At 43.6% G+C, this 20,722-nt stretch carries 18 protein-coding genes; 8 read left to right on the top strand and 10 right to left on the bottom strand.

All coding sequences use genetic code 11. The annotated features are described in order from the left end of the window. The first annotated feature begins 18 nt into the window (after positions 1-18). From E5A76_RS18875 to E5A76_RS18865, 3 genes are all read left to right on the top strand, one after another. The gene (locus E5A76_RS18875) at positions 19-2,880 is read left to right on the top strand and encodes a valine--tRNA ligase (protein WP_161119866.1); all 2,862 of its coding nucleotides are present in this window, start codon (positions 19-21) and stop codon (positions 2,878-2,880) included. A 180-nt stretch (positions 2,881-3,060) separates the two neighbouring features. Beyond that, positions 3,061-3,477 carry a DUF2061 domain-containing protein gene (locus E5A76_RS18870; RefSeq protein ID WP_161119865.1) on the top strand — a complete coding sequence of 139 codons (417 nt, stop codon included), beginning with the start codon at positions 3,061-3,063 and terminating at the stop codon, positions 3,475-3,477. A 90-nt stretch (positions 3,478-3,567) separates the two neighbouring features. Further along, the gene (locus tag E5A76_RS18865) at positions 3,568-4,473 is read left to right on the top strand and encodes a bifunctional helix-turn-helix transcriptional regulator/GNAT family N-acetyltransferase (protein WP_161119864.1); all 906 of its coding nucleotides are present in this window, start codon (positions 3,568-3,570) and stop codon (positions 4,471-4,473) included. A gap of 85 nt (positions 4,474-4,558) precedes the next feature. Here E5A76_RS18865 and E5A76_RS18860 read toward each other — a convergent pair whose 3' ends face one another. Both E5A76_RS18860 and rraB read right to left on the bottom strand, forming a co-directional pair. After that, positions 4,559-6,991, bottom strand: coding sequence for a beta-mannosidase (locus E5A76_RS18860; protein WP_161119863.1), 2,433 nt, complete (start codon positions 6,989-6,991; stop codon positions 4,559-4,561). Between the two features lie 196 nt (positions 6,992-7,187). Further along, positions 7,188-7,586, bottom strand: a complete 399-nt coding sequence (gene rraB, locus E5A76_RS18855; protein WP_008989772.1) for a ribonuclease E inhibitor RraB — start codon at positions 7,584-7,586, stop codon at positions 7,188-7,190. A 306-nt stretch (positions 7,587-7,892) separates the two neighbouring features. Between rraB and E5A76_RS18850 the strand changes: the two genes are divergently transcribed. The 5 genes from E5A76_RS18850 (at position 7,893) to E5A76_RS18830 (ending at position 11,899) form a co-directional block, all read left to right on the top strand. Further along, a complete protein-coding gene (locus tag E5A76_RS18850; RefSeq protein WP_161119862.1) occupies positions 7,893-8,903 on the top strand; it encodes an ornithine carbamoyltransferase in 1,011 nt (336 codons plus the stop codon). 276 nt (positions 8,904-9,179) lie between these two features. Further along, positions 9,180-10,109 (top strand): aspartate carbamoyltransferase, encoded by a 930-nt coding sequence (gene pyrB, locus E5A76_RS18845; RefSeq protein WP_161119861.1) that lies wholly within the window; start codon positions 9,180-9,182, stop codon positions 10,107-10,109. Positions 10,110-10,124: 15 nt separating this feature from the next. Beyond that, complete coding sequence (gene pyrI, locus E5A76_RS18840; RefSeq protein WP_053987199.1) at positions 10,125-10,592, top strand: aspartate carbamoyltransferase regulatory subunit; 468 nt, start codon at positions 10,125-10,127, stop codon at positions 10,590-10,592. A gap of 329 nt (positions 10,593-10,921) precedes the next feature. Continuing rightward, complete coding sequence (locus tag E5A76_RS18835; RefSeq protein WP_053987229.1) at positions 10,922-11,359, top strand: arginine repressor; 438 nt, start codon at positions 10,922-10,924, stop codon at positions 11,357-11,359. 153 nt (positions 11,360-11,512) lie between these two features. After that, positions 11,513-11,899: a Rid family detoxifying hydrolase gene (locus E5A76_RS18830; protein WP_053987200.1), complete on the top strand. Its 387-nt coding sequence runs from the start codon at positions 11,513-11,515 to the stop codon at positions 11,897-11,899. A 109-nt stretch (positions 11,900-12,008) separates the two neighbouring features. Here the strand turns inward: E5A76_RS18830 and idi are convergent, their stop codons facing one another. The 8 genes from idi to nudF form a co-directional block, all read right to left on the bottom strand. Continuing rightward, positions 12,009-12,533, bottom strand: a complete 525-nt coding sequence (idi, locus tag E5A76_RS18825; protein WP_161119860.1) for an isopentenyl-diphosphate Delta-isomerase — start codon at positions 12,531-12,533, stop codon at positions 12,009-12,011. A gap of 118 nt (positions 12,534-12,651) precedes the next feature. Then, positions 12,652-13,380: a 1-acylglycerol-3-phosphate O-acyltransferase gene (locus tag E5A76_RS18820; protein WP_008989779.1), complete on the bottom strand. Its 729-nt coding sequence runs from the start codon at positions 13,378-13,380 to the stop codon at positions 12,652-12,654. A gap of 172 nt (positions 13,381-13,552) precedes the next feature. Then, positions 13,553-15,832, bottom strand: a complete 2,280-nt coding sequence (parC, locus tag E5A76_RS18815; RefSeq protein ID WP_161119859.1) for a DNA topoisomerase IV subunit A — start codon at positions 15,830-15,832, stop codon at positions 13,553-13,555. A 75-nt stretch (positions 15,833-15,907) separates the two neighbouring features. After that, a complete protein-coding gene (gene parE, locus E5A76_RS18810; protein ID WP_161119858.1) occupies positions 15,908-17,791 on the bottom strand; it encodes a DNA topoisomerase IV subunit B in 1,884 nt (627 codons plus the stop codon). 217 nt (positions 17,792-18,008) lie between these two features. Beyond that, entirely contained in the window at positions 18,009-18,590 is a 582-nt protein-coding gene (yqiA, locus tag E5A76_RS18805; RefSeq protein ID WP_161119857.1) for an esterase YqiA, read from the bottom strand. After that, positions 18,590-19,414: a 3',5'-cyclic-AMP phosphodiesterase gene (cpdA, locus tag E5A76_RS18800; RefSeq protein ID WP_053987205.1), complete on the bottom strand. Its 825-nt coding sequence runs from the start codon at positions 19,412-19,414 to the stop codon at positions 18,590-18,592. Before cpdA ends, yqiA begins: the two co-directional genes overlap by 1 nt. Before the next feature lie 38 nt (positions 19,415-19,452). Then, on the bottom strand, positions 19,453-19,881 hold the full coding sequence (locus tag E5A76_RS18795; protein ID WP_107167032.1) for a DUF1249 family protein: 429 nt from the start codon (positions 19,879-19,881) through the stop codon (positions 19,453-19,455). Between the two features lie 37 nt (positions 19,882-19,918). Beyond that, positions 19,919-20,542: an ADP-ribose diphosphatase gene (gene nudF, locus E5A76_RS18790; protein WP_161119856.1), complete on the bottom strand. Its 624-nt coding sequence runs from the start codon at positions 20,540-20,542 to the stop codon at positions 19,919-19,921. Between the last annotated feature and the right edge of the window lie 180 nt (positions 20,543-20,722).

Here is a 20,722-nt window from a genome sequence, read left to right as displayed (position 1 = left end):
ATTCCTTCTAAGAGCGCTATGGAAAAGACATACAACCCACAATCAATTGAACAAGCGCTATATCAGCGCTGGGAAGAGGCTGGTTACTTTAAGCCTCATGGTGATACATCTAAAGATGCTTACAGCATTATGATCCCACCACCAAACGTCACTGGTAGCCTACACATGGGCCACGCGTTCCAGGATACCATCATGGATACCCTGATCCGTTGTGAGCGTATGAAAGGTAAAAACACCTTATGGCAGGTTGGTACTGACCACGCAGGTATTGCTACCCAAATGGTTGTGGAGCGTAAGATTGCTGCTGAAGAAGGCAAAACTAAGCACGACTACGGCCGTGATGCTTTCATCGACAAGATCTGGGAATGGAAAGGCGAATCTGGTGGCACAATCACTAAACAGCTTCGTCGTCTTGGTGCATCAGTAGACTGGGATCGTGAGCGCTTCACGATGGATGACGGTCTATCAAATGCCGTACAAGAAGTATTCGTACGTTTATACGAAGACGATCTTATCTACCGCGGTAAGCGTCTAGTTAACTGGGATCCTAAGCTACACACTGCGATTTCAGATCTAGAAGTAGAAAACAAAGACACCAAAGGCCACATGTGGCACTTCCGCTACCCACTAGCAGATGGCGTGAAAACAGCAGACGGTAAAGACTACATCGTTGTTGCAACCACACGTCCAGAAACCATGCTAGGTGATACAGGTGTTGCTGTGAACCCAGAAGATCCACGTTACATGGATCTGATCGGTAAAGAGATCATTCTCCCTATCGTAGGTCGTCGTATTACTATCGTTGGTGACGAACACGCTGACATGGAAAAAGGCACAGGTTGTGTGAAGATCACCCCTGCGCACGATTTCAACGACTACGAAGTAGGTAAGCGTCATAGCCTACCTATGATCAACATTCTAACTTTTGACGCTAACATCCGTGACGCGGCAGAAGTATTTAATACAAACGGTGAGCCAAGCGACGCATACAGCGCAGAGCTACCTGCGAAATACCACGGTATGGAGCGTTTCGCTGCACGTAAAGCTATCGTTGCTGAGTTCGATGAACTAGGTCTTCTAGAAGAGATCAAAGATCACGACCTACAAGTGCCATACGGCGACCGTGGTGGCGTGGTTATCGAACCAATGCTAACTGACCAATGGTACGTACGTACTGCACCGCTAGCTAAACCTGCGGTAGAAGCCGTTGAAAACGGTGACATCAAGTTTGTACCTAAGCAATACGAAAATATGTACTTCTCTTGGATGCGTGACATTCAAGACTGGTGTATCTCTCGTCAACTTTGGTGGGGTCACCGCATCCCAGCATGGTACGACAACAACGGTAATGTATACGTAGGTCGTACAGAAGAAGAAGTTCGTGAGAAAAACAACCTTGCACCTGTTGTGGTGCTTCGCCAAGACGATGACGTGTTAGACACATGGTTCTCTTCTGCACTATGGACATTCGGTACGCAAGGCTGGCCTGAAAACACAGCAGATCTTCAAACGTTCCACCCTTCAGATGTATTGGTGACAGGTTTTGACATCATCTTCTTCTGGGTTGCACGTATGATCATGATGACCATGCACTTCTGTAAAGATGAAGACGGCAAAGCACAAGTACCATTCAAGACAGTTTACGTAACGGGTCTGATCCGTGACGAAAACGGCGACAAGATGTCTAAGTCTAAGGGTAACGTACTTGACCCTATCGACATGATCGACGGTATTGATCTTGAATCTCTGGTTGAGAAGCGCACTGGTAACATGATGCAGCCTCAACTTGCAGCGAAGATCGAAAAGAACACCCGTAAGACATTTGAAAATGGTATCGAACCATACGGTACAGACGCACTACGTTTCACCCTAGCTGCAATGGCTTCAACAGGCCGTGACATCAACTGGGATATGAAGCGTCTTGAAGGTTACCGTAACTTCTGTAACAAGCTATGGAACGCAAGCCGTTACGTACTGATGAACACAGAAGATCAAGATTGTGGTTTTGCTGCAGATAGCGAGCTTGAATACTCTCTAGCTGATAAGTGGATCGAATCTCAGTTCGAGCTAGCAGCAAAAGAATTCAACGCACATATCGACAACTTCCGTCTAGATATGGCTGCGAATACGCTTTACGAATTCATCTGGAACCAATTCTGTGACTGGTACCTAGAGCTAACTAAACCTGTTCTATGGAAAGGCTCTGAAGCACAACAACGTGCAACGCGCCGTACCCTAATCACAGTACTTGAGAAGACTCTACGTCTTGCTCATCCAGTACTACCTTACATCACTGAAACTATCTGGCAGAGCGTGAAGCCGCTAGTAGACGGTGTTGAAGGTGACACTATCATGCTACAAGCTCTACCTCAGTACGATGAAAACAACTTCGACGCTGAAGCACTAGCTGATATCGAGTGGGTGAAAGGCTTTATCACTAGTATCCGTAACCTACGTGCGGAATACGATATTGCGCCAAGCAAGCCACTTGACGTAATGCTAAAAGCAGCTGATGAAAAAGATGCAGCACGCCTTGAAGCTAACCGTACAGTACTAATGTCTCTAGCGAAACTGGAGTCACTAAACGTACTAGAAGCTGGCGCAGAAACACCAGCATGTGCAACAGCACTGGTAGCGAAATCTGAGCTAATGATCCCAATGGCGGGCCTAATCAATAAAGATGCAGAGCTTGCACGTCTTGCAAAAGAAATTGCCAAGACTGAAGGTGAGATCAAGCGCATCGAAGGTAAGCTAGGTAACGAAGGTTTCGTTGCTAAAGCGCCAGAAGCGGTTATCGCAAAAGAGCGTGAGAAGCTTGAAGGCTACCAAGAAGCACTTGCTAAACTTGCTGAGCAAAAAGAAACTATCGCTGCACTATAATCTGCACTGATAATCTCTCGTAATAAAAACCGATGGCTTAGGCTGTCGGTTTTTTTTATATCTCCAGTTTGATCTCTTTAATCATATAATAGCTTTTACCTATTAGTAGAATATAAAGTAACGAATTTAGTTATTGATGTTTTTCCATGATAATGACTTCATCGAATTGAGGATCAGATTATGAAAAAAACAATCAGTTTTGCCGCCATCCATTTTACTGTTGCTTTTACAGTGGCTTACCTTCTTACAGGCGACATTATTATTGGTAGTTTAATCGCAATGATCGAGCCTATGGTTAACACCGTAGCCTTCTATTTCCATGAAAAAGTGTGGCAAAGCAAAACACTTAAACAGTCACGCTTTAGCACACCAAGTCGTAAAACCGTTAGCTTTGCGATTATTCATTTCAGCGTTGCATTTAGCGTAGTGTATCTACTAACAGGTGACATCCTTATTGGCAGTTTAATGGCAATGGTTGAGCCTGCGATTAATACCATGGCTTACTACTTCCATGAGCGTGTATGGCAACGTAAAGACAATAGCCAACAAGAAAAACACCAACACTCTTGGTTAGACGCAATGGCTTGTCAGCACTGATCACAACATCATTAACAATAAGATCGATTGACATTGTTGTAGGCTGCAACTAATTTAATTGCGTTGTGCAATTAAACTCAAGGATGGATCATGCAGCCCCAACAACTTCGTCAACTCTCTCGGCAATTAGTCCGTCAATTAGGCATGCTCAATAGCCAATGTGGACAACTCGCCTTAACCCCAGTCCAAGCACATACCTTGATTGAACTTGAGCAAGGCCCTTGTACAGTTAATCAAATGGCTGAACGGCTACGGGTTGATAAATCCAATGCCAGTCGTAATCTTGCCATGCTGCTCAATCAAGGGCTTATTGATTCAATCCCAAATCCTGATGATAAACGTAGCCAACTGTCTCAACTTACCTCAAATGGTAAACGCACTCTCACCACCTTGCACCACCAACTAGATCAAGATACCCAAGCGATTTTAGATCAACTTGATCAAGACGAAATCGACCAACTCGAAAGTAGCTTGATCCGTTACTACAAGGCGCTAACGATAACGGAGCATCAACACGGTTATACGATAAGAGCAATCACACCGCTAGATAATGCCGCCGTTGCAGCGCTTATTCGTCGGGTATCAGCAGAATATGGATTAACACCTGATAGAGGTTTTAGTGTTGCCGATCCTCACCTTGATGATCTGTGTCAGCACTACCAAGCTGCGAATAGCCACTATTGGGTAATAGAAAAAAATAATCGAATTTTAGGCTGTGGCGGCATCGCACCATTAGCGGGTGATACGCAGTGGAGTGAGCTACAAAAAGTCTTTTTCTTACCCGAGCTCAGAGGCAAAGGACTCGCACGAACACTGACCGTTAAAGCGTTAAAGTTTGCTCGAGAAAATGGCTTTAAAGGCTGCTATTTAGAAACCACTGAAGTGTTAAAAGAAGCAGTGAAACTCTATCAATCACTAGGTTTCGTTGAAATTCCTACTGCATTAGGCAGTACCGGGCATGATGCGTGTGAAATTCACATGCTAAAAACCTTCTAACCCGTTATTAAGGTGTAAGGTTAAGACAATAAAAAAGCCTGCGGAGTGACTCAGCAGGCTTTATATTTCTCACAAGTACTATGAATTAATAACTTTGCTTTAGGTGATAAACACGTAAACCTTGCACTAGTTCATCGTAACTAGCTGAACCTAAGTATTTAACTTGGCGTTGGTGCTCAGGAACAAGGGTAAAGCTTGAATCTTCAAAACGCCCTTCCCCTTCAAACTCAAGATGGACATAAAAAGCAGGCTTACTGCTACTTAACATCACAAAGATCTCACCATGTAACTCTGCTACTTCAAAACGCAGATCAGGATCTTCTAATTCACACTCTTTCGGTTTGGCTGGGAAGTAGGTATTTTCAATTAACTTCTCGCCATTGCGTAAATGAACATGGAAAAAGCCTTCGTTTTCACGCCCATCTAAATCTTCATTCAACCACTCCCATGCCACTTTTGTGCTATCAGGAGTTAAGAATTCAGAAATCGGCTCACGATATAAGATCTCACCTTCCCAACTTTGCCATACCACTTCGCCTTTCAGCTCAGCACTGTCACGACCATCGTTGATCAAATGCAGCTTGACCCCTTGTTCATCACGAATAAAGGTCGCCATTTGCTGATCAAAGAAACGACGCACATGGTAGTGCAACTGCTTCCAACGGCCGCTGTATTCCAGCGATGACCATGAGCTTACTGGCCAACAATCATTTAATTGCCAGTATAAAATGCCACGGTTGGTTGGCTTATGGGCGCGCCAGTATTCCACTGCGGTTTTGATCGCCATCGCCTGTTGTACCTGCGATAAGTACAGCATATTGACGAAACCATTAGGAAAGCGGAAATAGCGGGTAAACATCTCAGTGATGATTGAGTTACCACGGCTGTTTTTCTGATGACACTCAAAACTTGGTGAGGTGATGTTCCAGTCTTGCTCAGGTGCAAATGTCTTCACTGTAGGCAAAGATGGCCATGATTGGAAGCCAAACTCAGAGCAGAAACGTGGGGTGACACTTTGGTACGCTTCTAAGTCTTTACCTGAATGCCACACATCCCAAAAATGCATATCACCACGTTTATCGTCATGCCATGCATCACCAAAGTCTAACTCACCGTTACATGGTGAACTCGCCCAGAAACGACGAGAAGGATCTTCTTGCTCAACCACTTCAGCTAATGCGCGATTTAAGCGATCGTAGTTAACTAGATATTTTTCACGATTTTGACGAGACTCTGGGTACCAGCTGATCGCACCGATTACTTCGTTATCACCACACCATAGCGCAAGGCTGGCGTGATCTTTTAGACGACGCACCTGATATTCCACTTCTTGACGCACTTCTGCCACAAAATCAGGGGTTGATGGATATAGCGCACAGGCAAACATAAGATCTTGCCACACTAAGATCCCAAGCTCATCACATAGCTCATAGAAGATGTCTTTTTCATACATTCCACCGCCCCATACGCGTAGCATATTCATATTGGCGGCAACTGCATCTTCTAACAGTGAACGATAACGTTCATCCGTCATACGCGCTGGCATCGCATCCATTGGGATCCAGTTTGCACCGCGAGCTGATATATCAACATCGTTCACTTTAAAGACCATGCTCTGGCCTAGTTCATCATCTTCGGTGATCAACTCAAGCTTACGCAGACCAATCTTCTTATCGATCTTATTGCCATCAGCTTCAATTTTTAGATCGTATAAGCGTTGTTTACCGTAACCTGCTGGCCACCAGCGACGAGGCTCAACAATACGGAATAACACACACGCTTTGGTTGCATCACGATCAAGCGTTAACTGGAAGGTTTGATCATCAAACGTGACGGCGGCTGTCGCTAAACCTTTATCTGACACCACTTCATAGTTCAAGGTAACGGAAAGCTCACACTCTTGCTCTAACCATTTTTGCTTCGTACTAATATGACTAATACGAACATGCTCAATTGGCTGTAGCTCAATATCGCCATATACCCCAAGAACCGATAAACAAATACCCCAGTCCCAACCTGCATGACATTGGGTTTTACGCAAGGTATTCATATGTGGAATTTGGTTGTTTCCTTCCGCCCATGGTACTGGAAATGGCAGTTTATCAGCACGCTTTTTAGCAGCAAGATCGGCACGATGTAATACGATTTCAATACGGTTGCTGCCAACTTGCAGACAACTTAATACATCCACTTTGTGGCGCATAAACATATTATTGAAATCAGCCACGGTGTGACCGTTTAAACGAATTTCAGCAACGGTATCAAGGTGATCCATCACTAAATCCATCGCATTACAGGCTAACTGCGCTTCGGTTAAGTCGAACTGTCGACTTACTATCCAGTCGCACTCCCCAACCCATTGGACTTTCTTTTCATTGGTTGCCCAGTAAGGATCAGGGATCTCACCTGCAGCAAAAAGTGCAGAATGAACATCACCTGGTAAATCAATATGCAGATCTTGTAAAGCCGCTCGCTGAACACAGGTTAATTGCCATTGACCATTAAGCGAAATTGTCATCATAACTCCAGCACTGAGTACACTCAGTAAGCTTGATAATAAAAAAGGTATATCTACGCAGTTTTTCAATAACACACTGTGATCATTATTAAAGTTTGATCATTAAGCAGAATAAAAAGTGCGAGTCCCCACAGCTAAAAGGCGAAAAAGCCAGCAAATATGCCGGCTTTTTTATTATTCGTCTATTTTTAAACGATTATTCTTCGTCGTCGTACTCTTCGTCGTCGTCTTCACCAGACTCGAAGTAAGTACCCCAACCGTCGTAATCGATCTTGTGTTTTTCAGCAAGTTTGATCAACTTCTCAGCTTGTTCATCGATCAATTCAGCTTTTAGTGCCGATTCCATTACCGCGTCAAAGCAAACAACCTTACCGCCGCCATCTTCTGGATCTAACTCAAGCTCTTCAGCTTCTAGTACTTCAAAACCAAGTTTAAATGCTTCTACAGCTGCACCTTCTAGCTCTTCAAATGTATCAGCTGAGAAATGGTGCTCAATCGTATAAAGAGCATCTGGCTCACTGCCATCTTCAAGTAGTGCGGCAATAATTTCGCGCGTTTCTTCTTTTTGCTCTTCGATTAGTTCTGCATAAGACATGGGTTCACTCCAACTGTGGAATCAATTTGCTGGCAAATATCGCATGGTTTGCACTCAATTACCACCTGTTAAAACACCACCACTGACAATTCCCTAAATAGCCTTTGTTATCCCACTATGTTGGACTGTCTATAAGCCATGATAAAAGCCTAATTAAAGTAAATAAAATTGCTTAATAAGCGAACAAGTATTCACAACAAGCTAATAATAAGATAAACATAACGTAACATTATTAAATATCGAGCACCTAGGGATGACAGGTCGCATTCGATGTAAAGCAGCATAAAATGAACAGAGGGAACTCGTATGGCTTTTAATCTTCGTAACCGTAACTTCCTTAAATTACTCGATTTTACTCCTCGTGAAATTCAACACCTGCTAGAGCTCTCCGCTGAATTAAAGAAAGCGAAATATAATGGCTATGAACAGCCACGCCTAACGGGAAAAAATATTGCGCTCATTTTTGAAAAAGCATCAACGCGTACCCGTTGTGCATTTGAAGTGGCAGCATTCGATCAAGGCGCACGCGTTACATATTTAGGCCCATCGGGCTCGCAAATTGGTCACAAAGAATCGATGAAAGACACTGCGCGCGTATTGGGTCGTATGTACGATGGTATTGAATACCGTGGCTTTGGTCAGTCTGTGGTTGAAGAGTTAGGGCAATACGCAGGCGTACCAGTTTGGAATGGCTTAACCGATGAATTCCATCCAACTCAAATTCTGGCAGATTTCTTAACCATGCAAGAGCATGGACGCGGCAAACAGCTTCATGAAATCACCTTTGCTTATTTAGGCGATGCACGCAATAACATGGGTAACTCGCTACTTGTCGGTGCGGCAAAAATGGGGATGGATATTCGCCTTGTAGCACCAAAAGCATTTTGGCCTGAAGCAGATCTAGTCGCACAGTGCCAAGCCATCGCAGCTGAAACAGGGGCGAAAATCACCCTAACAGAGAACGTGCAAGAAGGCGTGCAAGGCTGTGACTTCTTATATACCGATGTGTGGGTATCAATGGGAGAAGCAAAAGAAGCTTGGGCCGAGCGTATTAAGCTGATGCTACCGTATCAAGTGAATATGGCGCTACTCAAAGCAACAGGCAACCCACATGTAAAATTCATGCACTGTTTACCCGCTTTCCATGGTGAAGACACGGTGATTGGTAAAGAGTTAGCACAAGAATATCCAGAGCTTGCACAGGGTATTGAAGTCACTGATGAAGTGATTGAGTCTAAACACTCCATTGTTTTTGATGAAGCTGAAAACCGTATGCACACCATCAAAGCAGTCATGGTGGCAACATTAGGTCACTAATAACGATAGACAATTGATAGTTTTCGCAAACGCTTGCGTCACTAAAAAATGGCGGTATAATCCTTGCCAATTTGTCTAACACGAGCTAACACATGAACCTGACAATAACGTTACTAACAACTTATCGTCACCGCTTTTTCACGAAGGTTCGTGTTTCTATTTTTTCAAAAAAAGCCTCCTTTTGTTAAGGAGGCTTTTTTTTGTCTGGAAATCGGCAAATAGCACGGTTTGACCGTTTATTAGCGTTATTTATTTTTATTTTGAGGGAAAGAAGCCATGGCTAATTCGCTGTTTAAAAAGCATATTATTTCCATCCCAGAACTAAGCCGCGCCGAGCTTGAACTAATTATCCAAACCGCTGGACAATTAAAAGCCGAGCCAAATCCGGAATTGCTAAAAAACAAAGTTATCGCAAGTTGCTTCTTTGAGCCTTCAACCCGTACTCGCCTTTCCTTTGAAACTGCTGTTCAACGCCTTGGCGGTACAGTGGTAGGTTTTGATACCGCAGGCAATACTTCACTTGCCAATAAAGGTGAAACCCTGTCTGATTCCGTTCAAGTGATCACCTCTTATGTTGATGCTTTTGTCATGCGTCACCCTCAAGAAGGTGCAGCACGTTTAGCTTCTGAGTTCTCAAATGGTACGCCTGTGATCAATGGCGGTGATGGGGCAAACCAGCACCCAACACAAACCCTGTTAGATTTGTTCACCATCTATGAAACCCAAGGTACGCTAGATAATATCAACATCGCTTTTGTCGGTGACTTGAAATACGGTCGTACCGTGCACTCTTTAACCCAAGCACTATCTAAGTTTGAGAACGTGAAGTTCTTCTTTATTGCACCTGAAGTACTCGCAATGCCTGACTATATTTGTGAAGAATTAGATGACGCAGGTATCGCTTACAGCTTGCATAGCGATATGGAAGATGTGATCCCAGAGCTCGATATCCTTTACATGACTCGCGTCCAAAAAGAGCGCTTTGACGAATCTGAGTACGCACATATGAAAGCAGCTTACATCTTAACGGCGAAGATGCTTGAAGGTGCACGTGACAACTTAAAAGTGCTTCACCCTCTGCCACGTGTTGATGAAATTACGGTAGATGTCGATAAAACCAAGCATGCTTACTTCTTCCAGCAAGCAGAGAACGGTGTTTACGCACGTCAGGCACTATTAGCCCTAGTTCTTAACGAAACTTTATAAGCAGGAGCGATGATCATGTCTAAAGAAACCCAACTTAAAGTTGAAGCCATCAAAAACGGCACTGTTATCGACCATATTCCTGCTCACGTAGGCATTAAGGTACTTAAGCTATTTAGCATGGATAACTCAAACCAGCGCGTGACTATTGGTCTGAATCTGCCTTCGTCAGCACTTGGTGCCAAAGATCTGATCAAGATCGAAAACGTCTTTATCAATGAAGATCAAGCGAACCAGCTAGCGTTATACGCACCGAAAGCAACAGTTAACCAAATTGAAAACTATGAAGTGGTGAAGAAACTGAATTTATCACTGCCAGATTTTATCGGTGCAGTATTTAAGTGTCCAAATACGAACTGTATTTCCCACGGCGAGCCCGTCGATAGCGGTTTTAAAGTATTAACCAAAAAAGCAGATATTCAGCTGAAATGTAAATACTGCGAAAAAGTCTTCTCCCGCGAAATTGTGACCGAGTGCGGCGCTTAACCTCAGTCAATTCTTTTGCCTGCTATGCAAACCGTCATAGCAGGCAATTCATTACATATCATCAATGAGCTTACCACAACCATCAGCACCTCTCTGAAAATCAGTATTAACACTACACATCAATACGTTATGCTAATCACAGTTTAGTGATAACCATCAAGTTTCTTATTCTCCTTAATTGATATTATTTTATTCCTTAAAGGTATTCCCTTTCTTTTGCTTTGCGTCTTACTAGCACAGCCGCATCCAATAACAATAAATACAAGGAGCTGTCCGTGACTGGGCATGAATTCCCTAACGCTATTTCCTGTCATTTCAACGATGAAGATATGACAGCTGCCTGCAAACGGCTATTACAAAAACAAAGCTTTTCCACTCAAGATGATATTCGCCATTCATTAGCTGAACTTGGCTTTGAAGATATTAGTCAATCTACGGTATCGCGCCTTTTGGCAAAGCTTAAAATCATTAAAGTGCCCAATGCTTACGGCAAAAGAGTTTACTGCTTAACCGAAAGTACAGAGCCTGCACACCTGCACGCTGCAATTTCATCGCAAATAGAATCAGTTACCCATAATCAACTACTCGTGGTGGTAAAAACACGTCCAGGTTGTGCACAACTGGTTGCTAGGATCATCGATCTTCATCCTCATACTACAGTTTTAGGCACTATTGCTGGTAATGACACCATCATGGTTGCACCTCACGATATTCAGCAGATCGGAGAATGTGAAGCCGCAGTCTGTCAATGTCTAGGCTTACGATAAAAACCTCGATTGCAGCTTGAATATCTCTTACTTTGTCCCCATAACTATAACAATATCGGTGACATGCTTAGCATGAATCCACTGTTTACCTATATTTGCTCTCGTTGTATTTACACCGTATGAGCACAACCTGACAATAAGTAAGGAAAAACAATGACTAAGGTTCTTCACACAGAGCAAGCTCCTGCTGCAATCGGTCCATACGTACAAGGTGTTGATCTTGGCAACATGGTACTAACTTCAGGTCAGATCCCTGTAAATCCAACAACAGGTGAAGTGCCTGAAGATATCGCAGCACAAGCACGTCAATCTTTAGATAACGTTAAAGCTGTTGTTGAGTCTTCAGGTCTACAAGTTTCAGACATCGTAAAAATGACGGTTTTCGTTAAAGATCTTAACGATTTCGCAGCAGTTAACGAAGTTTACGGTAACTTCTTCGACGAGCACAATGCACCATACCCAGCACGTTCTTGTGTTGAAGTTGCACGTCTACCAAAAGATGTGAAAATCGAGATCGAAGCTATCGCTGTTCGTAAATAATCTCGTATTGATGGTGCGCGATTAAACTCATCTGCACCAGAAAACAGATATAAAAAAAGCTGCCAAGGTGAACGCCTTGGCAGCTTTTTTATTGTGCGCTATTGATGACTTATTTAATTGCAAAAGCAAATACTTGGCTAAACCATGCGGTAAATAACTCAGGCTGTGATTCTAAAGCTTGCTTAATGTCTTCTTCTTTCCACCAGCGATAATCCATCACTTCATCAGGATTAGGTACAACGCTGATCTCGCCAGTATCTGCAACTAAGACATGATCAAGCTCATGCTCAAACAGTTGGTTATCAAGCGTTGCGTGATAGCAAAAGTGACCAATATCAGCTAATGCTTGAACCTCAATGATCCCCATCTCTTCAGCTAACCGACGAATACCTGCTTGCTCTATCGATTCATGCTGACGAGGGTGAGAGCAACAAGTATTGGTCCACAAACCACCGCTGTGATATTTGTGCATTGCACGTTGTTGTAGCAAATATTCTCGACCTGAAGGGGTATTACGGTACAACAGCACCGAAAAGGCCAAGTGCAACACGCCCTCTTTATGCGCTGCCATTTTTTCTTGCAAGCCTTGGAATTCACCTTGGCTATCAACCAAGATCACATACTCTTCCGTCATTATTCTTTTTCTTCTGTTAGCTATGATTCCCTGTATCTTCAGGGGAATAAAATAAAACAAGGACATGTCATCAACATGTCCTTGTTCATTAAAACTTGGTGTTCTCTATTATTATATTTTAGCGCTTGTTACGCTCATTCGCTTCAGCATTTAGCTCTGCTAGCTTCTCTGCCATTAAATCATGACAACGAGTTGATAAGCTGCGAACATCATCTTTGCTTAAGCCATCCGTTGAAACAGGCTTCATTACTTCAACGATAACAACACCATTGTCCCAGCGATTTAAGCTTACATTATCTGTAGAGCTACAAACGATAGGCACAACAGGAACATTGGCACCGATAGCGGCATGGAAAGCACCCGTTTTAAATGGCAGTAAGCCACGACCACGAGAGCGTGTGCCTTCAGGGAACATCCACACCGATACTTTATTTTGTTTGATCTTCTCAACCACTTGGCTAATGGTGCTCACAGCCTTACTGCGATTAGCACGATCAATTAAGATGTTACCTGTGATCCAATATAGCTGACCAAATAAAGGGATCCACACAAGACTCTTTTTACCTACCGTCACGGTACGTGGCATGATTGCACCAGATACTGTAAATAAGTCGTAGTTATTCTGATGGTTAGCAATGTATACCGCAGAGCCTAGTTCTTCAGCTGCATCATCGGCATAACGGATCTCTAATTTGATCCCAAGTACACGTGACATCTTGCTAAATAAGCGTCCAAACGTATAAACGTGTTTAGGGTTACGTGGGCTTAATAAACAGTAACCACAGCCACCGATAAACATGACGATGGCAAAAATTGCGACAGCAAAAATCCGCAATAGAAAAATCATTTTAGCTCTCCTCAGCGTACAAGCGTTCGCTAGTATACTCAGCATAAGAGAAAATACACGCTTTATGTGTACGCTTTACCCATTAATTACAATAATGTTAATGGTAAATACAGGGATAAATAACACAAAAAAGCCCTCATAAGAGGGCTTTAACTATTCATAAACGCAATATTTAAGCGTCAGTATCTGAATCAGAACTCGCGTCTTTCGGTGAGTCAATTTCCATACGTGTTACACGTTGTAAGCCACGTGGTAGCATTGAACCACGACGACCACGCTCACCACGGAAGTTATCTAAATCCGCAGGTTTTAAGCACAGCTTACGCTTACCTGCATGCAATGTAACATGGGTATCTGCCCCAATCACCGCAAGATAAGACAAGAACTCTTCTCGAGCTTTGGCACGTGCCGATGGAATATTGATGATCTTGTTACCCTTACCTTTACCCAGTTGTGGTAAATCTTTAATTGGGAACAATAACATACGACCTTCATTAGTGATCGCTAAGATCTCGTCGTTATCAATATTATCAACGGGCTGAGGCGGTAATACGGCAGCATTTTCAGGTACGGTTAATAAGGCTTTACCGCTCTTATTCTTCGATACCATGTCCGTACTCTTACAGATGAAGCCGTAACCTGCATCCGATGCCATTAACCATAGTTGCTCATCTTCTGCCATCAACACTTGGCGCATATTTGTGCCAGGTGTTAGATTCAAGCGACCTGTAATTGGCTCACCTTGGCTACGTGCTGACGGTAAACTATGAGATTCTAACGCATAGCTTCGACCATCAGATCCTAGGAAGATAGCTGGCTGATTACTCTTACCTCGAGCATGTGCAAGGTAGTTATCACCAGACTTATAGCTTAACGTGGTTGGATCAACCTCATGACCTTTCGCATGACGGATCCAGCCTTTGTCAGACAGTACAACGGTAATCGCTTCACTTGGAATCAAGTCTCGCTCAGTCAGTGCTTTTGCTTCTTCACGCTCAACAAGCGGTGAACGACGCTCATCACCATACTTTTCAGCATCTGATAGAATTTCTTTTTTGATCAGGGTATTTAGACGACGCTCAGAGCCTAATAGCTTCTCTAGCTGCTCACGCTCTTTAGAAAGTTCGTCTTGCTCACCACGGATCTTAATCTCTTCCAGTTTCGCTAACTGACGCAATTTAATTTCTAAAATCGCATCGGCTTGAATCGCAGATAAATCAAAACGTGACATTAACTCGGCTTTTGGATCATCTTCACTACGGATGATTTCAATCACTTCATCAATGTTTAGGTAAGCAGCCAGTAAGCCTTCTAAGATGTGCAGACGCGCAATCACTTTGTCTAAACGGTATTGCAGACGACGACGCACAGTAGTACGACGGTACTCTAACCATTCAGCAATAATTTGTACTAAACCTTTTACTTGCGGACGACCATCAAGACCAAGCATGTTCAGGTTGGCACGGAAGCTCTTTTCTAAATCTGTTGAAGCAAACAGGTGATTCATCAACTGCTCGCAATCAATACGATTAGAACGTGGCACAATCACGATACGAGTGGGATTTTCGTGATCAGATTCATCACGAAGATCTTCCACCATTGGCAATTTCTTCGCACGCATTTGGCTTGCGATTTGCTCAAGTAATTTCGCACCGGATGTTTGGTGTGGCAGCGCAGTAATAACGATATCACCGTTCTCTTTATGCCAAACCGCACGCATTTTAATGCTGCCACGACCGCTCTTGTAGACTTTCTTTAAGTCTGCTTTCGAAGTAATGATTTCCGCTTCTGTTGGGTAATCAGGACCTTGAACAAATTCCATCAGCGCATCAAGATCCGCTTTTGGATTATCAATCATATGTACTGCCGCATTTGCCACTTCACGGGCATTATGCGGTGGGATATCTGTCGCCATACCAACGGCAATACCCGTCACGCCATTAAGCAAAATATGCGGCAGACGTGCTGGCAACATTTTTGGCTCTTGCATGGTACCGTCAAAGTTCGGAACCCAATCAGCCGTACCTTGACCTAGCTCAGAAAGCAGCACTTCAGAAAAACGAGACAAACGTGATTCGGTATAACGCATCGCCGCGAATGATTTCGGATCATCCGGAGCACCCCAGTTACCTTGACCGTCAACCAGTGGGTAGCGGTAAGAGAACGGCTGCGCCATCAATACCATGGCTTCATAACAAGCTGAATCACCGTGTGGGTGGTATTTACCTAGTACGTCACCGACGGTACGAGCAGATTTTTTATATTTTGCTGTCGCACTTAACCCCAGTTCTGACATCGCATAAACAATACGACGTTGTACCGGTTTTAAACCATCACCGATGAACGGCAAGGCACGATCCATGATCACGTACATGGAGTAATTTAAATAAGCGTCTTCAGTAAACTTCCTTAGCGGAAGCTGTTCAACGCCATCCATTGAGACATCTGTCATCGTAAGATAATCCGTCTTTAATTTTGCTTATCCGCAAGCCATTGCCTGCGGATGAAATAGAGTAGAAAAAGCTGCTTATACTTCAGCCATATCGCCTTTGCTTTGTAACCAATGACGACGATCTTCGGCACGCTTTTTACCTAAAAGCATATCCATCATTTCGTTCGTTTCACTGTCATCATCAATAGTCAGCTGGACTAAGCGGCGAGTATTTGGATCCATGGTCGTTTCACGCAACTGCAGTGGGTTCATCTCACCCAGACCTTTGAATCGCTGTACGTTCACTTTGCCACGTTTGCCTTTTAAGCGATCTAAAATGCCATTTTTCTCCGCTTCATCAAGGGCGTAGTACACTTCTTTACCCAAGTCGATACGGTACAGTGGTGGCATTGCGATAAACACGTGACCAGCACGTACTAGCGCTTCAAAGTGCTTCATAAATAGCGCACAAAGTAGGGTTGCGATATGAAGACCATCGGAGTCCGCATCGGCAAGCACACAGATCTTACCGTAACGTAAGCCGCTTAAATCATCGCTATCAGGATCAATACCCAGTGCGACCGAAATATCATGGACTTCTTGTGAAGCTAACACTTGATCGGCAGAGACTTCCCACGTATTTAGGATCTTACCGCGAAGTGGCATGATCGCTTGATACATACGATCACGTGCTTGCTTCGCAGAGCCACCTGCCGAGTCACCCTCTACTAGGAATAATTCGGTGCGGTTGAGATCTTGCTGTGAACAGTCAGCCAATTTACCTGGCAGTGCAGGGCCTGAGGCAATCTTCTTACGGACAACCTTTTTGCTGGCACGCATACGACGATGGGCATTCGCAATACACACTTCTGCCAGTTGTTCAGCCAGTTGTGGGCGCTCGTTTAACCATAAGCTAAAGGCATCTTTCACCACACCTGAAACAAATGCAGCACATTGGCGTGACGATAAACGCTCTTTGGTTTGGCCTGCAAATTGCGGATCTTGGATTTTTACTGATAGTACGTAAGCACAGCGATCCCAGATATCATCTGCAGTTAGCTTTACACCACGCGGTAATAAATTGCGGAATTCACAGAATTCACGCATCGCATCAAGCAAGCCCTGACGCAGACCATTAACGTGGGTACCACCTTGGGCGGTAGGAATAAGGTTAACGTAACTTTCAGTGATCAGTTCACCACCTTCAGGTAGCCACAATAATGCCCAATCAGCCGCTTCCGTTTGTGCGTTAAATACGCCTGTAAATGGCTCTTCTGGCAGTAAGGTATAACCTTTAACACCTTCCGCAAGATAATCTTTCAAGCCATCTTCGTAGCACCAACGAATAGTTTCATCAGTGATCTTATTAGTGAAAACAATCTCTAGTCCCGGGCATAGTACTGCCTTGGCTTTTAGATTGCTCTTAAGGCGAGAAACTGAGAATTTTGCGCTATCGAAGTATTTTGCATCCGGCCAGAAATGAACACGAGTACCTTTCGCACGACGACCACAAGTACCGATCACTTCAAGTTCGGACACTTTATCGCCGTTTTCAAAGGCAATTTGATAAACCTGACCATCACGTTTTACCGTGACTTCAACACGTTTAGAAAGGGCGTTTACCACTGAGATACCTACCCCGTGTAGACCACCAGAGAATTGGTAGTTTTTACCAGAGAATTTACCACCAGCGTGCAGCTTACATAAGATCAGCTCAACCCCTGATACTCCCTCTTCAGGGTGAATATCAACAGGCATACCACGACCATCATCGACGACTTCTAACGATTGATCGGCATGTAGGATCACTTCAACTTTGCGGGCATGTCCAGCCAATGCTTCATCGACACTGTTATCGATAACTTCTTGACCTAAATGGTTAGGTCTCGCCGTGTCGGTATACATACCGGGACGGCGACGTACTGGCTCAAGGCCATTAAGAACCTCAATGGCTCCAGCGTTATAGCTTTGATCTGTCATATCACTGAAATTTACGGGAAAATTTTGAAAATAATAGTCAGTAACCCAGCCTTATATGTCAAGTTCTGGGAAACATTAAGGCTCACGACTGTGAGTTCTGACGCGCTTATCAATAAGCACCTCAGGGTAAATATGTTTTAGAAATACAAACAATGATAGAGAGTATATAGTGACTCTCGCCTGCTAGCGAATGCTAAACATGGCATTATTGCCGCTGTTATAAATCTAAGAATTGGATGATGGCAGCTGGAAATCGTTCAAAATTAACGAAACTATGATCGCCATTCGGCTCAATAGTGCGCTTAGATTGTGCATATTTGGTGACAGCTTGGCGATAATCTAGCACTTCATCGGCTTCTTGCAGTAGTACCCACAAACGCTCTGGGTGGGTTATCGTTTCCACATCAAGTTGCTGCAGTTGTGCCATGTGCTCAGGCACTAGGACATACTCTTCACCACTGTATGGGTTTTGCTGAGATCCAAGATAATCAACCAACAACTCATAAGGTTTAACGGCAGGGTTCACCAGTACCGCTGGCACATCAAATCGCTCACTCAGCCATGTACACAAGTATCCACCGAGTGAACTCCCAACTAAACCAATCTTGTTATCGCCATCTTTTAAGCTCTCCATAAGCTGCGTTAAATACTCAGCAGCATCATTAGGATAGCTTGGCAGTTGCGGCATCACGAGCTGAATATCAGGACGATGTGCAGCACAATACTCTGCCATTTGTAAGGCTTTTAATGATTGTGGCGAGCTATTAAAGCCATGAAGATAAACAAGAACCGATTGCATTAATAACCTGCGGCATCAAAGGTAGGTTTAAACTGATCACCGTCAAGGCGGTGAACATGAGTGATAACGTCGCCTGTCGACGTTAATTCTAAATAACGCCAACCTGGATTTTCTTGGTCTAACGCAAAATCATCTGAGTCTGGCAGAAATTGAATACACGTTGATGGCGTCGCAAGTACTCGTACCCCACGATACATACGATCGAGCTCTTGGTGAATATGCCCACAAAGGATCGCTTTAACCTGAGGGTGCTTTTCAATCACTTCCCATAATGCATCATTATTGTGTAATTGATGCTGATCGAGCCATGCACTGCCCGCAGGTAACGGATGATGATGCAATAGCACTAATGCATGACGTTCTGGGTATTGCGATAACGCGTTATCAAGGAGCGATAATTGCGCTTGAGATAATTGACCGTGCGGAACACCAACCACTTGGCTATCCAATAGGATCATTTGCCAATGTTCGCCCACTAAGACTTGTTCACAGGGTTTAATTTGCTCCGACGGGAGCACTGATGCCATCGTCGGCTGGTAATCATGATTGCCCGGTAACCAAAAACAAGGCTGTGACCAGCGAGCAATGCCCGTGGCAAATTCTTGATAAGATTCAGGCGTATGATCTTGAGAAATATCACCCGTTGCAACAATGGCATCAAATTCACGTGCAACCGTATCTACCGCATCTAACACGGCATGAAAACTCTTTTGTGTTGCCACACCAAGTAATGCACCTGATTCATTGGCAAACAAATGGGTATCTGTAATTTGAAGAAGAACCACACTTTCAGGGTTCAACTGAGGCAGCAAATAGGTCTGCAAAACGTCAAAAACCTTGTCTTTAAATCAATCAAATATAATTAGCAAACAGATTGGTTACTGATCCCATGGCGTAAACAATGGTTTAACCAATCGCCTAAAAAACGATTTACTTGATGTTTCTCATCTTTCTGATGCATACGCAAGTTAGGATAATCATATATTGGCTTTAATCGAGAAATCTGCTGCGCAGAACACACTTCTGCGACTTTAGCATCATGATAAAGCCTGATCGTTAACGAAGGAGAAAGATAATCAGCAACAGATTGCTCCCCTTGTAACTCAAGAGAAATCATCGTGGTATAGCGTGTTGATTCAATGATTTTTAGGCAATACACATCATCACACACTCGATAAAACCTTTCATCCCCCACCGTATCACTACGCGGTAATAACGGGAGCAACTTAGCATAATTGGTTTCATACAAGCGCATCAAGCTTGATAAATCAACAGAATACCGAGAGTTCAAAGATAAAATCCTTTGGTCATTACGACCTTTTGTTTGCCTATTTTTGCAGGCGTGAATAATGAAGCTGTAACCATTGTAATGCAATAATGGTGGCTGCATTTTCAATTCTACCAGATTCTACCCACTCATAGGCTTGTTCACGTGATACTACGTGCACTCGAATATCTTCACTCTCTTCTGCTAGGCCATGAATACCGCTCGCTTGCGTGCTATCCACAGTTCCAACAAAAATATCGAGCATTTCAGAGCAGCCACCAGAACTTGATAAGTAACGTGTGACTTTTTCTATTGCTGAAACCGTTAAGCCTGCTTCTTCCACTGCTTCGCGCTTTACGACATCTTCGGCCGATTCGTCTTGGTGATCGATCATGCCTGCAACAATTTCTAACTGCCAAGGCGCACAATCTGCTGCCATCGCACCAACACGAAATTGTTCAATCAGCACCACGTCATCAGTGATAGGATCATAAGGCAACAATGCTGCCGCATGTCCTCTCTCAAACATTTCACGACTGATTTCACCACTCCAACCACCTGCAAAAAGCTTATGACGAAAACGGTATTTCACCATTTTAAAGAAACCTTGATAAACCGTTTCTTTGGCAACGATATCGACATCTTCCATACCGAATGATTGCGGTTTTTCTGAGTGCTGAGACATGATGTTTCCCTAAATAAATTCAGTGCGCCAAGTCGCAATAATTAACTTACAGCCTAAAAAAGCAGAGAAGATTGACTATCTTTTCATTCAATTGCCTTATCAGCAATGATTTACTTCAACAAATTTGATAAATCTTACACCTTTTTTTAAGTCTCATCGTGTATTGTATAATTCACAAGC

The sequence above is a fragment of the Photobacterium lucens genome (assembly GCF_009873615.1).
In the GTDB taxonomy this organism is placed as follows: Bacteria; Pseudomonadota; Gammaproteobacteria; order Enterobacterales; family Vibrionaceae; genus Photobacterium; species Photobacterium lucens.
This window is presented reverse-complemented; position numbering and strand designations above follow the sequence as displayed.